Source organism: Amycolatopsis sp. NPDC059027 (genome assembly GCF_042739735.1).
In the GTDB taxonomy this organism is placed as follows: domain Bacteria; phylum Actinomycetota; class Actinomycetes; order Mycobacteriales; family Pseudonocardiaceae; genus Amycolatopsis.
The window spans coordinates 72,644-86,813 of record NZ_JBHYIK010000025.1 but is presented as its reverse complement, the minus strand read 5'-3'; the positions used below and the strand labels follow the sequence as shown (position 1 = coordinate 86,813).

13 protein-coding genes are annotated in these 14,170 nt (G+C 70.4%); 6 read left to right on the top strand and 7 right to left on the bottom strand.

The features are described 5' to 3' along the window. The first annotated feature begins 189 nt into the window (after positions 1–189). The 3 genes from ACFWY9_RS19145 (at position 190) to ACFWY9_RS19135 (ending at position 3,448) form a co-directional block, all read left to right on the top strand. Positions 190–1,587 (top strand): DHA2 family efflux MFS transporter permease subunit, encoded by a 1,398-nt coding sequence (locus tag ACFWY9_RS19145; RefSeq protein ID WP_378324095.1) that lies wholly within the window; start codon positions 190–192, stop codon positions 1,585–1,587. Then, positions 1,584–2,018, top strand: coding sequence for a MarR family winged helix-turn-helix transcriptional regulator (locus tag ACFWY9_RS19140; RefSeq protein ID WP_378324094.1), 435 nt, complete (start codon positions 1,584–1,586; stop codon positions 2,016–2,018). The genes ACFWY9_RS19145 and ACFWY9_RS19140 overlap by 4 nt, the downstream gene beginning before the upstream one ends. A 104-nt stretch (positions 2,019–2,122) precedes the next feature. Next, complete coding sequence (locus ACFWY9_RS19135) at positions 2,123–3,448, top strand: serine/threonine-protein kinase (protein WP_378324093.1); 1,326 nt, start codon at positions 2,123–2,125, stop codon at positions 3,446–3,448. A 51-nt stretch (positions 3,449–3,499) separates the two neighbouring features. Here ACFWY9_RS19135 and ACFWY9_RS19130 read toward each other — a convergent pair whose 3' ends face one another. Continuing rightward, positions 3,500–4,327 carry a peptidoglycan-binding protein gene (locus ACFWY9_RS19130; RefSeq protein WP_378324092.1) on the bottom strand — a complete coding sequence of 276 codons (828 nt, stop codon included), beginning with the start codon at positions 4,325–4,327 and terminating at the stop codon, positions 3,500–3,502. Between the two features lie 297 nt (positions 4,328–4,624). Then, positions 4,625–5,548: a hypothetical protein gene (locus tag ACFWY9_RS19125; protein WP_378324091.1), complete on the bottom strand. Its 924-nt coding sequence runs from the start codon at positions 5,546–5,548 to the stop codon at positions 4,625–4,627. Between the two features lie 185 nt (positions 5,549–5,733). On the opposite strand from ACFWY9_RS19125, the gene ACFWY9_RS19120 reads away from it, so the two are divergent. Further along, the gene (locus ACFWY9_RS19120) at positions 5,734–6,318 is read left to right on the top strand and encodes a D-alanyl-D-alanine carboxypeptidase family protein (RefSeq protein ID WP_378324090.1); all 585 of its coding nucleotides are present in this window, start codon (positions 5,734–5,736) and stop codon (positions 6,316–6,318) included. Between the two features lie 158 nt (positions 6,319–6,476). Here the strand turns inward: ACFWY9_RS19120 and ACFWY9_RS19115 are convergent, their stop codons facing one another. Then, positions 6,477–7,082: a MarR family transcriptional regulator gene (locus ACFWY9_RS19115; RefSeq protein ID WP_378324089.1), complete on the bottom strand. Its 606-nt coding sequence runs from the start codon at positions 7,080–7,082 to the stop codon at positions 6,477–6,479. 35 nt (positions 7,083–7,117) lie between these two features. Between ACFWY9_RS19115 and ACFWY9_RS19110 the strand changes: the two genes are divergently transcribed. Further along, on the top strand, positions 7,118–8,512 hold the full coding sequence (locus tag ACFWY9_RS19110; protein WP_378324088.1) for a hypothetical protein: 1,395 nt from the start codon (positions 7,118–7,120) through the stop codon (positions 8,510–8,512). 238 nt (positions 8,513–8,750) lie between these two features. Here ACFWY9_RS19110 and ACFWY9_RS19105 read toward each other — a convergent pair whose 3' ends face one another. Continuing rightward, positions 8,751–9,686, bottom strand: a complete 936-nt coding sequence (locus ACFWY9_RS19105; RefSeq protein WP_378324087.1) for a dihydrodipicolinate synthase family protein — start codon at positions 9,684–9,686, stop codon at positions 8,751–8,753. Between the two features lie 27 nt (positions 9,687–9,713). After that, positions 9,714–11,129, bottom strand: a complete 1,416-nt coding sequence (locus ACFWY9_RS19100) for a sialate:H+ symport family MFS transporter (RefSeq protein WP_378324086.1) — start codon at positions 11,127–11,129, stop codon at positions 9,714–9,716. A gap of 85 nt (positions 11,130–11,214) precedes the next feature. Between ACFWY9_RS19100 and ACFWY9_RS19095 the strand changes: the two genes are divergently transcribed. Next, a complete protein-coding gene (locus ACFWY9_RS19095; RefSeq protein WP_378324085.1) occupies positions 11,215–11,895 on the top strand; it encodes a FadR/GntR family transcriptional regulator in 681 nt (226 codons plus the stop codon). An 18-nt stretch (positions 11,896–11,913) separates the two neighbouring features. Here the strand turns inward: ACFWY9_RS19095 and ACFWY9_RS19090 are convergent, their stop codons facing one another. After that, positions 11,914–12,936, bottom strand: a complete 1,023-nt coding sequence (locus ACFWY9_RS19090) for an alpha/beta fold hydrolase (protein WP_378324084.1) — start codon at positions 12,934–12,936, stop codon at positions 11,914–11,916. Positions 12,937–12,945: 9 nt separating this feature from the next. Further along, positions 12,946–14,169, bottom strand: coding sequence for an amidohydrolase family protein (locus tag ACFWY9_RS19085; RefSeq protein ID WP_378324083.1), 1,224 nt, complete (start codon positions 14,167–14,169; stop codon positions 12,946–12,948). Between the last annotated feature and the right edge of the window lies 1 nt (position 14,170).

Genomic DNA, 14,170 nt, shown 5'->3' with positions numbered 1-14,170 from the left:
CACTCTCCCCCCCCCCCCCCCCCGGGCCGGCCCCCCCCCAACCCCGCCCAGGCGGCGCGGTCCGGGCGCCCAACACGGCATTTGTCCACTGTGGACGACGCAGTGGGACGTGAGCGAACTCACCGGCGCGACCGGACCAGTTGGTTATACTGTCAACACTGTTGTAGTCGTATAACCAACTGGAGCGAGATGACCGAGCTGAGCCGTGGCCGCCGGTTCCTGGTGCTGGGCATCTGCAGCCTGTCGCTGTTCATCGTGGGGCTCGACACGACGATCGTGATGCTGGCCCTGCCGGACATCCAGCGCGATCTCGGCTCCTCGGTGACGGGTCTGCAGTGGACGATCGACGCCTACACGATCACGCTGGCCAGTCTGCTGATGCTGGCCGGGTCCACCGGGGACCGCCTTGGCAGGCGCCGCACATTCCAGACCGGGCTGGCGCTGTTCACGCTCGGCTCGCTGCTGTGCAGCGTCGCGCCGGGCACCGGCTGGCTCATCGTGTTCCGGATCGCGCAGGCGGTGGGCGGATCGATGATGAACCCGGTCGCCATGTCGATCATCACCAACACCTTCACCATCCCCCGCGAACGCGCGCAGGCGATCGGGCTGTGGGGCGCGGTGGTCGGGCTGAGCATGGCGCTGGGGCCGGTGCTGGGCGGCGCGCTCGTCGCGGCCGCGGGCTGGCGCTCGGTCTTCCTGATCAACGTGCCGATCGGCGTCGCGGCGATCGTGCTCACCGCGCTGTTCGTCCCCGAATCGAAGGCCACTCGGCCGAGGCGGCTCGACCCCGTCGGCCAGGTGCTGGTGATCGCGCTGCTGGGCAGCCTGACCTTCGGCATCATCGAAGGCCCGCATCTCGGCTGGGCCTCGCCGTGGATCGTCGGCTGCTTCGTCGTGGCCGCGCTCGCCCTGCTCGGCATCCTCGGATACGAGCGGCGGCGCACCGAGCCGCTGCTGGAACTGCGGTTCTTCCGGAGCGTGCCGTTCTCCGGCGCCACGGTCATCGCGATCTGCGGCTTCATGGGGCTCGCCGGGTTCCTCTTCCTCAATTCCCTTTACCTGCAACAGGTCCGCGGCTTCAGCCCGCTGCACGCCGGGCTGCTGACCCTGCCGATGGCGGTGCTGGCCGGGGTGCTGGCGCCGGTGTCCGGGCGGATCGTCGGCACCAGGGGGCCGCGCCTGCCGCTGGCCGTCGCGGGCGTCGGCATCACCGCGAGCGCGGTCCTGCTGACCACCGTCGTGCCCGGCACCCCGGTTCCCGTCCTCGTCCTCGCCTACGCGGTCTTCGGGATCGGGTTCGGCATGCTCAACGCGCCGATCACGAACACCGCGGTGTCCGGGATGCCTCGCGAACAGGCGGGTGTCGCCGCCGCGGTCGCCACGACGAGCCGTCAGGTCGGGACCTCGCTCGGGGTGGCCGTGCTCGGCGGCGCGGGCGCGGCGGGCTGGTGGGTGATGGCCGGGTGCGGGGCCGTCGTGCTCGTCTTGGGTATCCTCACCACCGGCCGATGGGCGCGGCGTACCGCGTCCGCGACCATGGCAGCACCCCTCGACCCCGAGCCCAGGAGCGCGGTGACCACGCGATGAGCGCAAGCGCGAGACGCAGCTGGCAACGCATGCGCGCGCTCGTGCTGGACTCCCATGACCGGCGGCCCCGGGTCGTCGCCGAACTGGGCATGAGCTTCATCCGGATCAAGGCGCTGCGTCAGGTGGCGCGGGGCCCGCTGACCATGACCGAACTCACCGAGCGGCTGTCCACCGACAAGCCGTACACGACCCTGATCGTGGACGACCTGGAGGAGCGCGGGCTGGTCGAGCGCGCCGTCTCCCCCGCCGACCGCCGCCGGAAGATCGTGACCATCACCGAGGCGGGCCTGGCCGTTTTCGCCACCGCGGAGCGGATCCTCAACGAACCGCCCGCCGAGCTGCTCGCGCTCGAACCCGCCGAACAGGCCGAGCTGGACCGCATCCTCGCCAAGCTGGCGGCTCCGTCCGGGAGCGCGCGCCCCGGACGGTGACGGTGCGCACAGTCGTCCACTGTGGACGATGCTGTCATCACGATGTCACGGAATAGTCATGATCGTCTTCCTAGACTCGGCCGACCGGGTCGAAGGAGAAAACTGTGACGGAACTGGGGGAAGCCTCGGCCGTTTCGCGCACGATCGCGGACCGGTACACGCTGGTCGAGGAACTGGGCCGCGGCGGGATGGGCGTGGTGTGGCGTGGTCGGGACAGGATCATCGGCAGGCAGGTCGCGCTGAAGGAACTGCTGCTGCCGCCGGGCCTCGCCGGACCGGAGCACACCGCGCTGGCCGACCGGCTCCTGCGCGAAGCACGCGCCGCGGGAACGCTGAACCATCCTTCGGCCGTGACCGTCCACGACGTGATCGTCGAGGACGGCGTGCCGTTCGTCGTGATGGAGCTGATCGAGGCACCGACGCTGCAGGACCTGATCGCCACGGGCCCGCTGCCCGAGCAGCAGGTGGCGGCGATCGGCGGGCAGGTACTCGACGCGCTGGTGGCGGCGCACGCGGCCGGGATCGCGCACCGCGACGTCAAGCCCGCCAACATCATGGTGAGCGCGGACGGCCGGGTGAAGCTGACCGACTTCGGGATCGCGCAGTCCGGCATGGACCAGCGGGTCACCGCGACCGGAGCGGTCATCGGCTCCCCCGCGTATCTCGCACCCGAACGGATCAGGGGTGAAGCGGCCACCCCCGCCACCGATCTGTGGTCGCTCGGCGTGGCCCTGCTCGCCGCGAGCGAAGGCGGCGAGCCGTTCCACCGGGACAACACCGCCGCGACGCTGTTCGCCGTGCTCAACGACCCGCCGCCGCTGACCAGGACGCGCGGCCTGCTGGCCGAAGTCATCTCCGGCCTGCTGGCGAAAACACCCCACGAGCGGATGACCGCGGACCGGGCGAGCGCGCTGCTGGCACAAGCGGCGAGCCCGGCGGGAGCCACCACGGTGGTCGCGGCGCCCACCGTGAGCACCCCTGCGTCCTACCCGCAGCCATGGGCGCCGGGCGTACCTCAGCAAGCGAGGCCGGATTCCGTGGCCGCTGTCCTGGTGGGCGTGGTGTCGCTCGTGTTCGGCGTGTACCTCCTCGCGGACGCGCTGCTGGTGCACGAGGTGTATCTGCTGGCTGAACTCAGCACGTACCCGCCGCTCCTGCTCGGGCGTCTCAGCATCGTGTTCGGCGGGCTGGCCGCGCTGGTCGGCGGAGGTCTGCTGCTCGCGCGGGTACGCGCCGGGCAGGGCCTTGTCACGGTCTGCGGCGGGCTGACCTTTCTGTTCGTCTGCCTGCTTTCGCTCATCCCGGACGAGAGGCTGGACCTCGGCCGGGCTCTGCTGCCCGGCCTCGCCCTGGATCTCCTCGCGCTGGTGATCGCCCTCGCCCTGGCGGTCATGGTCTGGCTCCCGCCGGTACGCCGAAGCCTGCGATGAAACGCCGGGACCCGGACGCGGGGACGTGCGTCCGGGTCCCGGCGGCCGGGGTCAGCCGCGCTGGTACTCCTCCCAGGTCACCTTCGGAACCGACGGGCCGTCGTCCGCGCCACGACCGGCGAGCCCGTTCATGCCCAGGTAGTAGTCACCGGTCTGGTGCTGGGCGCCCGAGGAGAGGTCCGGGTCGGAGATCGCCATCGCGTGGATGTGGTAGGCGAAGCCCTGTGCCGGGGTGCGCAGCCACGCCGCGAACCCGACCTGGCGCAGCGCCTTCAGCACCGTCGTGCGGGTCGCGGTCGACATGCCCGACACCGAGATGTCCATCGCGCCGCCGCCGTCGTGCGTGCCCGCCGAAGCGTCCACGCCGCCCGGGTTGTACGAGCCCTGCGTCAGGCTGACCTGGTAACCCAGCTTCTTCTCGGCCTCCACGAGCATTGCCTTGGTACGCGTGTTGAGCGTGACACCGTGGTAGGTCACGTGGCTGCCCGCCGAGACCACGCCCGACACCGTGAACCGGCCGTCGCCCAGCTTCTCCAGCGAGGTCTTGCCCGGCAGGCCCGACGCGTCGATCCCGGTGTAGCCCAACGACTTCTGGTACTTCGAGTACGCCGTGATCGTCGTGGTGCCGAAGTAGCCGTCGACGTACTTCGCCTCCAGCAGCCCCTTCGCCTGCAACGCCTGCTCCACGAGCAGGACGCTGTCGTGCGCGCCAGGGGTCTGGGTGCTGTCGGCGCGGCGGGGGTCGATCTGCGCCGCCTTGAGCACGGCCTCCATGTTCGCCGAGGGCAGCGCCGCGGTGGCCGCGCCGGCCTGCACCGGTACGGCCACGGCGAGCGCCGCGGCGGTGAGCGCCGTCAGCACGGCGGCCTTGGTGAGCATCCCTGTCCTCCACTCTCCCGGATCGGATAGCGCAGAGGATCACGCCACGGGATACAAAGGACGTACAAACGGCGCACCGCCACCCGTCCGCGTGAGTCCGGGGCCCGGACCGCCTATCGCAGGAAGTTGTCCAAGGCCGGCGCGACGGGCACGGAGGAGATCCTGGCCTCGGCCGGGTGCGCCGGCCAGAGGGACGCGGACCTCCTGACCCGCCGCACGCTGGTCTTCCAGTCCCGCCGGGCCCGGCACCGGCTCCCGCACCATCCACAAAGGACATCGAGCCGCACGGTCATCGGCTCAGTCCCCCGGCCGGGACAAGCCGAGGAACTCGTCCTGTTCGCGGTCGTAACGGCGGACGAGGCCGTTCCCGTACCGGTCCCACCAGTTCTGCGTGTGCCCGCCCTGCCGGGTGGTCGTGTCGCCGTAGACCTGCCGGTCGTACTCGATGCGGGCGTCGTGGAACTGCTGCTGGAACTGTTCGGGGGTGAGCCCCTGCACGTAGCCGGCGGTTCCGGCGTCGAGGGCCCGCGCGCTGCGCACGACGTCCGCGCCCGCCATGTGGTTCAGGATCGCGCGCACCCCGCCGGCCCCGCGCATGTGCGCGCCGGACATGATCGCGGCCTGGGTCCCGGGATCGGTGAAGTTCAGCGCCCCGGCCCGGCGGGCGTTGGCCGTCATCAGCTCGGTCACGACGGCGCGTTCCTCCGCGCTGCCGATGCCGTGCTCCCGGCGGGCGGCCATGATCCGGTCGTAGCCGTTGTGCATGCTCTGCCGGAAGCCGTACGCCTCGGGCACACCGCCCTGTTCCCCGGTCGCGCCCTCGGACCGCATGATCGAGTCGACGACCCGCGGGTCCAGCTGCCCCGGCGCGGCCACCGCGGCCGGTGCCGCGGCACCACCGCTGTGTGGCGTCTCCCGCCTGCCGCCGTAGCCTTCGGCCACCGCGCCGTCCGTGTCGGCATACGCCTTGGCGGCCACCTTGACGTTGCCGTTCACCTCCTCGACGAGGTGAAGGAACCGGCCCAGCGCGGCCCCCAGCTGCGAGTGCATCGCGGAGTTCCCCGCCGCGACGGCACTGCCGATCCCGGCGAACGACAGCGCGTCGAGCACGAGCGACTCCAGGTCACGTGTCGCCGAAAGCAGCGACACCCCGATTCCTTCGACCGTCTTCGCCACCGCCCCGACCTCGGACGGCAGCACCCGGTAGGCACCAGTGGTCATGCCCGACTCCTTCCCGCACCGGCGTTGCGCGTCGAGAATTCCGCATCGGCGGACGGTCACCCACGGCCGAATTACCCACTACCGGACCGGCGGTCGCGATCGTGATCAAGCTCCCGGCGCGCAACCTTCCCCGGGACCGCACGTCTACCGGGAAAGCGTGTCATCCGAATGGGGGAAGTGTCATCGTGACCACAAGCGGGCGGTCGATCCTCGCGCTGGCCGAACTCGCCATCGCGCTGGTGCTCGCGGCGCTGGTCGTCTTCGGCATCAGCGGCGCCGCGCCGTGGAGTTCGACGACGCTGCCGGGGCAGGCCACGCCCTTGTGGGAGGGAATCCCCGGGCCGGACGGCGGCACGGTGTGCCCGCTGGACAAGCGGTACGCCGACGAACCCCCGACCGGGTTACGGCCCGAGGTCGGCGAAGCGTTCAACCGCCTGCGAGCCGCCGCGAGCAGCCAGGGGACCACGTTGTGCCTGATGGACGGCAAACGCAGCCTGGCTCAGCAGCAGCACGAGTTCGACGACGCGGTCCAGCGGTTCGGCACGCGGGAACTGGCGGCCAAATACGTTCTTCCGCCGGAAAAATCCAATCACGTCAAGGGAATCGCGGTGGATATCCAGCCGATCGCCGCGTCCACCTGGGTGGAACGGAACGGGCGGGCGCTGGGCTGGTGCCGCCGGTACGAGAACGAAACCTGGCATTTCGAATACGACCCCGGCTACGTCACCGCGGGCTGCCCGCCGCTGTTGCCCAGCGCCACCGGTTCCTGAACCCCGCGCACCGAGCCCGCCGTTAGGCCGATAGCGCGAAAGGCGTAACCATCGCGCCACTCCCGGCGACTATCGCTGAGGTAGTGGGAGGGCGCGTGGATTCCGGATGCGGGCACCGAACCGGCGATCTGCCGGGCAACGACGTCGAGCGGAAATGGTCAGTCGCTTTCGCGTTCCGCCAGCCGAGCGGCAATCGCCTCGCCGCGCGGGGTGGCGTACCAGCCTTTCGACCGGCCGTGCCGGGTCTTGACGACGAGCCCGCGTTCGAGGAGTGCTTTGCCACTGCGGCTGATCTGCGCGTCGTGCACGTCCAGCCTGTCGCGGATGGCGGCACTGGTGATGTGCGGTTCCCGATACGCGAGCACGAGCATTCTGGCCGCCCAGGAACGTGGGTCCAGCGTGTCGGCGAGTGCCGCCTGCTCCGCCCGGTCGAGACCGGACTGGGCGACTTCGGCCAGCCCCAGGATCACCGCCTCAAGACGCGCTGTCGCACCGTTCGGCTGCAATCGCGTCGCGGCGGACCGGAAGGCACGCAAGGCGGATTCCAGCCCGGAGATGTCGGCGAGCAGAGCGGCGTCGACCAGCCATCTCCCCACCGCGGCCGCCCATCGGTCGACAGCCGCGCGCTCACCGAGCACCTTCCCTTCGCCGGTTTCCTCCTTGAGCTTCTCCGCCCAGACCTCGAAGCCTCGCCGCAGTCCCGCCCGTCCGTCGTCGACCGCTTGGTCCGCGCCGGACGCGGCGACTTCCGCCGTAGGGAGCATGAGGCCCACCTCCGTGAATCAAGGAAGTGTTAAGTATGGATCCCGCTGACGCGTTCGTCAACCTCTACGACCGGCTGAGCCACATCCCCGCGGATCTGCTCGGCGACTGGTCCGAGCTGGAGGAGGTCCAGAAGACCGCCGCCGCGGTCTGTGCCGAGGTCGGCCGGACCGGCGTCCTGGCCGAGCACTGGCTGTCCTCCCCCGCCCTCGACCAGCCGGAGCGGTTCGGCATCCTGCTCGGCCTGGACCTCGCTCTGCTCGGCGCGGTCGGCGAGACGGCTCGCCTCGACGCCCGCGCGCTCGACTACCTCCAGGTGCGCTTCGAGATGACGGGCAGGCTCAACGACCGGAGCAGCGGGATACTGCTGCCACGGCGGTCGTCGGCGCACCGTCCCGGCGAGGATCCGGACTCGATCGACGGCTTCCTGCACCTGCTGCGGATCCCGTCCCAGCTGAGCGAGAACCTTCAGGTCTGCCACGTCCACGCCCTTCACGACCTGCCCAAGGCGCCGGTTCGGCCGGGAGAGCGCGAACTCGCCCCTGCCCCGCCGCTGGCCGTCGCCCAGTTGCCTCTGCTGGCCGAGCGAGCCGACGTCCGCTGGGACACCATCGACAAGCCGGGAGGCGCGTTCTACACCGCCGCACCCGAGGCGGCCCGTCTCGAAGGACGGCTGGGCGCGGCGCTGACCGCCCTCGACCAGAGCGGCGCCGTGCTGGCGGTCCTGCCCGAAGGCTGCCTCGACGACGGCCTGCTCGAAAAGTGGCGTGAGCTGCTCCGGGCGACCCCACAGCCGGAGGACAGCGCGCTCACCTGGCTCCTGCTGGGAACCGGCCCGGTGCGCGCCGCCGGGCCGATGCCCGTCAGCGGCCGCCCGCCGAACCGCGCCGTGCTGCTGCACCGCGGCGGCTGGCTCGACCCCTTCCTCACCCAGGACAAGCTGTCGGGTTTCTGTTTCACCACCGAGAAACAGACCGAGTACGGCATCGACCTCGGCGGCGTCAAACGCGACGAATACATCTCTCACGATCCCGTCATCACCCTGCTCGAAGCCCGGTCGGGCCGGTTCGCCGTGCAGATCTGCGAAGACGTCGGACGCCAGGAACGGCAGCGGCACCTCATCGCGGCCGGGGTCACCCATCTGCTCGTTCCCGTGCTCGCGGCCCCGATGTGGGAACACGGCTGGCAAGCGGGCGCCGGACAGGCACTCGCCGTGGAAATCGGCACGAAAGCCGTGGTGAGCAACGGTTTGGCGATCACCCGGTTCTTCGAGAAGGAGCCCGCGAAGACGTTGCTGATCACCACCGTGCCACCCCGTCGCCCCGAGCAGTACCCGACGACGGACGACATGGTCCGCACCCACCACAATCCGGACGCCCCCGCGATGACGGCCGTCGAGGACGCGCTGACCCCACGCCAGACCGAGTGGTGAGCCGCCCCCACGGCTTCCCGCACCGGGAGTCCACAGGGGCGGGTCGCGTGGCGGTCTTGGATGTCGCGAACGCTCCGTTCGGGACGTTCATCGTCGGCAACGGAGCGTTCGCGACGTCAGGTGATGCCGTCGGCGTGGACGGAAGGAGTCCGAGAGGCACCCCGTTGCAGCCACCCACTCCGAGCCGTACCGAATGCCGTGAAGGAAGCCTTCGCAGCGGAACAATCCACAAAGGACACTACCGGGGTTGAAGCACCGGGCCAAGGTCGAGTTCGGTGAGCAGAGCGGCGATTTCGCGGATTTCCGCCTCGTTGAGCGGCAGGAGCGGCGGGTTGGTGCGCGCGTCGGCGATGACGCCACGCAGTGCCACGGCCGCCTTGAACGCGCCGAGGGCGCCCGCGGTGTGGCCGATCCGCCGCCGGTCGGCGACGGTCGTGATGGTGAACAGCCGGGCCAGCCGGTCCTGTTCGGCCGCCGCGGCCGCGAAATCCCCGTCACGCGCCGCTCCGTAGAGCCGGACGTAGCCCTCCGGGTCCACGTTGCCCAGTCCTGGCACGATTCCGGCCGCGCCCAGTTGGACCGCGGTGTCCGCGAAGAGTTCGGATCCGGTCAGCGCGGGCAGTTCCGGAAGCCGGCGCAGGATCTCGCGGAACGTCGCGAGGTCGCCGCTGGAGTCCTTCAACGCCACGACGGTGTCCGTTTCCGCGAGCCGCTCCACGATGTCCGGAGTCAGCCGCGCGCCGACCGCGGACGGGATGTCGTAGGCCACCAAAGGAATTCCGGCCGTGTCCCGCACCGTGTGGAAATGCGCGACGATCTCGTCCGGGTGCGGCTGGACGTAGTACGGCGCGGTGACGACGACGGCGTCGGCGCCCAGGGTTTCCGCCTGCCTGACGTGTCCGATGACCTGCCTCGTCCCGCTGTCGACTGCGCCGACCAGAACCGGAACGGCCCCGGCGACCTCGTCCACGGCCGTCTCGACGGCCACGTGCCGCTGCCCCGCGTCGAGGAGCGCGACCTCGCCGGAGGAACCACAGAGAAACACGCCGTGCACCCCGGCCGCCAACTGGAAGCGGACAAGCCTCCGCAGCGACGCGGCGTCCACGTCCCCGTCCGGGCCGAGCGGGGTGACCAACGGCGGGACGACGCCGTGAAGCCGCAGGGAGTCAGCCATGGCAGAAGAAACCTTTCTCGGGCAGGGTCATTCGACGGGGACGAGCGCGGACGAGTCCTGTGCGCGCCGGGAAAGCCTTGCGGGGACGTCGAATCCGACGAGCAACGCGGTGAGCAGGGTGAGTCCGGTGGCGAGCAGGACCAGCGCCGTCCCGAGTCCGAGATGTGCGGCGATCTGGGTGCCCAGCACCGGTGCGACCGCGCCGCCGAGCGCCCCGACGTTGTAGGTGAAACCGAGCCCGGCGGCCCGGAGCCGCACCGGGAAGTGGTCGCCGATGTACTTCGGCAGCAGCCCGGCCACCCCGGCGCCGGTGAGTTGCAGGGCGAACAACAGCACGCACACCAGGAGGAAGTTGCCGGGACCGAGCGCGAAGACGGGGAAGACGAACACCAGCGACAGCAGCAGGCCCACGACGTAGGTGCGCCGGGTGCCGAACCGGTCACCGGCGAGACCGGCCAGGCAGCAGCCCACCGCGTAGCCGAGACCTGCCCAGGTCAGGGCACCCGCCACCTCGCCGGCCCCGTAGTGCGACACGGTCTTGAGGTAGGTGGGCAGCAGCGACTGGATCGGCCACGAAAACAGGAACGCGCAGAACACGGTGACCATCAGCGCCACCGCCGTCGGCCAGCCCCGGCCGGTCAGCTGCACCGCGAACACCACGAAACCCAGTACGCACAAGGCAATCCACAACCAGGACAGCCCGCCGGCCGAGCCGGAGAAGATCAGCACGAGGGACACCGCGACCACCACACCGAGCCCGGCGTTGACCCAGACCCGCCGGCCGGACAACAGCACCGACGCGCTGGTCTCGCGCACGCGCCGCTTCGCCACTTCACGCGTCCAGTCGGCCGCCTCGGGCAGCGACCGGCGGATCCACAGGGTGAGCAGGACCGGGACGATCCCGAGCCAGAACAGCCATCGCCAGCCGAAGCTCGGCACGATGAGCCCATAAGCCTGCGCGGCGAGGACGTTGCCGACCGGGAACGCCGCGAGGAGGAACCCGCTGGCCCGGTTGCGCAGGGCGGCGGGCCAGCTTTCCATGACGTACGTGGTGCTGGAGCCGTACTCGCCCGCCATGCCGATGCCGACGATCGCCCGGAACACGAACAACGACCAGTAGCTCCAGGCGAAACCGCACAGCGCGGTACCCACGGCGTAGCACAGGATGCTGAGGATCATGGCGGGCCTGCGGCCGAAGCGGTCGCCGATCGCGCCCAGCAGCAGGCCGCCGAACCAGCGTGACACGAAAGCCGCGGAGACCAGGCTCGCCGCGCTCGCCAGCGTCAGGTGCAGCGAACCCGCCAGCTCGGTCAGCACCAGCGTGATGATCACGAAGTCGAACCCGTCGAGCAGGTAGCCCAGCCAGGCCGCGCCGAACGCCTTCCACTGCCCGCGATCCAGCCGCCGGTACCACGGCACGCCCGAGAGTTCCACGTCGCTCACCTTCTTCGATGGTCGCGTGTATACGTAGGACGTTGGACGTCTTACGATGGATGGGTACCGTAACCCACGGACCGAGGAGGGGGCAATGGTGCGAGCACTGCGCAGCCAGGAGCTGGTCGAGTCGATCATCGCGCTGATCGACCGCGAGGAGCTCGGAGCCGGGGACCCCCTTCCCCCGGAGCACAGGCTGATGGCGGAGTTCGACGCCGCCCGCAACTCCGTGCGTGAGGCGGTGCGCACGCTCCAGGCGCTCGGCATCGTCGACATCCGGCGCGGCCACGGCACCTTCGTCGGCACCGCGAGCATGACGGCGCTCATCCCGTCCCTGCTGTTCCGCACCAAGGCCCGCTCCCGCGACGACCTCAGCGGACTGTACGACCTGATGGAGGTCCGCCAGATCCTGGAGACCGATCTGGCCCGGCGCGTCGCGGAGAACCCGCCGGCGAAGCTGCTCGACGAGCTCCAGGACCGCGTCGAGCGGATGCGCACGCCCGCCACGGCCCCCGCCGCGGACCGGGAGTTCCACGAGCTGATCTGCGCGGCCGCGGGCAACGACCTCGCACTCGAGCTGGTCCGGTTGTTCTGGGAGGTCTACCAGCAGGCCGAGTCACTGGTCGGGCCGACACTGTCCACTTCGGACGCACTGGTCGCCAAGCACCAGAAGATCGTCGACGCGATCCGCGGCGGGAAGCGCGCCGAAATCACCGAAGCCGTGCACCACCACTTCGACGAGATCCGCGAACGAATCGCGGCCCGCAAGGGCTGACGCGCTGCCGCCGACGGCTCAGCGAGCCAGCAGTTCCTTGAGCGCGGCGTCGATGAACTCGATGTCCACCGGGTTGTTGCCGCCACCGGCGAAATGGCCCCAGACACCGGGAATCACGCGATGCTCGGCGTTCGCGATGTGCCGGCACGCCCACGCCTCGTCCTCGGGCGGGAAGTAGAGGTCCTTCTCCGCGGGCAGCACCATCGCCTTCGCGGTGATCGAGCGCAGCGCGGCCACCGTGTCGCCGTCGAATCCCGGCGTCCGGCCGACGTCGGCGTTCTGCCAGGTCCACAGCATGGTGAGCAGGTTGTTCGCGTCGCGGTCGTCGAGGAAGAACCCCTCCCAGAAGCCGACCAGGAAGTCCTCCAGTGAGCTGTAGCCCATCTCCCGGTAGACCTGGTTCCAGTAGAACGCCTGGGAAAAGCCCCAGCCCGCGTACACCCGCGCCGCCGCGCGCAGGCCTTTGACCGGCGGCTGGTCGTACCACCCGCCGCGGAAGGCGTCGTCCGCGGTGAGCGCGGCCTTGACGCCTTCGAGGAACACCTTGTTGTGCTCACTGGTGACCGAGGAGCCGCAGAACGGCGCGATCCGCTGCACCATCTCCGGATGCGACACCGCCCACTGGTAGGTCTGCCCGGCGCCCATGGACCAGCCGGTCACCAGCGGCAGCGTCCGGATGCCGAAGTGCTCGGTCACCAGCCGGTGCTGGGCCTCGACGTTGTCCGCCATGGTGACGTTGGGAAAGCGCGCCCTGTCGTACGGCGGCGGGGTGTTGCTCGGCGAACTGGACAGGCCGTTGCCGAGCATGTTCGGCACGATGACGAAGTACCGCGCCGGATCAAGCGCCCTGCCCTCGCCGATCAGCCACTCGTTGTCCCAGTGGCGGCCCGAATACCAGGTCGGGTAGACGATCGCGTTGCTCTTGTCCGCGTCGAGCGTGCCGTAGGTCTTGTACGCCAGCCGCGCGCCGCGCAGCGTCGCGCCGTGCTGCAGAACGAAGTCGCCGAGGTCGAAGATCTCGTAGTCGTGCACCGAGTCCACCTTTCCTGCTCAGGCCGCGGCACCGGCGACCGGGACGCCGCCCTGGACGATGTGGCGGAAGCGCTTCGGTTCGGCCAGCACGCCGAGGTCGGCCAGCGGGTCTTCGTCGAGCACCAGCAGATCGGCGTGCGCTCCTGGTACCAGCGTACCGATCTTGCCCGTCAGGTTCAGCAGCTCGGCCGCGGTCGAGGTCGCGGACCGGATGACCTCCAACGGCGACTGCACCTCCCCGCGCAGCCGGAACTCGTGGTTCTGGTGCCGGTGCATCCCGCCGAGCAGATCGGTGCCGTAGACCAGCTTCACGCCGCCGCGCGCGGCCCGTTCCAGCGCCGCCATGCCCGCGCCGAGGACGTCGTCGACCTTGCGCCAGCTGCCTTCCGGCAGCCCGTGTTCGCGGCCCTCCTCCTTCAGCGCCCAGTACGTCACGAGCGTCGGCACGAGGAACGCGTCGTGTTCGGCGAACAGCTCGACACTGCGGTCGTCGAGGAGATTGCCGTGTTCGATCGAGCGGACACCGAGTTCCAGCGCGCGGTTGACGGCGCGGGCGGTGTACGCGTGCGCGGCGACGTAGCGGTTCGCCGCCTCGGCTTCCTCGACGATCGCGCGGATTTCGCCTGCGGAGTACTGGATCGAATCGATGCGGTCGGTCGGCGAGGCCACCCCGCCGGAGGCCATGATCTTGATGTGGTGCGCACCCTTGCGCAGTTCGTCGCGGGCCGCCGCGCGGACGGCGTCCACCCCGTCGGCGACCCGGCTGAGCCCGGCGCAGCACGGGTGGGCGTCCTTGACGTGGGTGCCGCGGCCACGGTCGTCGCCGTGCCCGCCGGTCTGGCTCAGCGCGCGGCCGCAGAACAACAGCCGGGGACCGCGGAACAGCCCTTCCGCCTGGGCGTCGGCGAGGCCGTAGTCGGCGCCGCAGGCGTCCCGGACCGTGGTGAAACCGCGGTCGAGCATCCCGCTCATCGTGCGGGCGCTGTGTGCGGCCACATAGGACGGTGACCACGACGGCAGCGAGGGCAGATCCGCGGTCGATGCGGTGACGTGGACGTGCGCGTCGATCAGTCCCGGCAGCACGAACGCGCCCCGCAGGTCCTCGGTCCGGACGTCGGCCGCGGCGAGGCCGGGCCCCACCTCGGCGACGCGGCCCTCGGCGCACCGCAGGTCACCCTCGGTGTACTCCCCCGTCAGCGGGTCGAGCAGCCGGGCGTTGCGCAGCAGCAACGATCCGTTCACG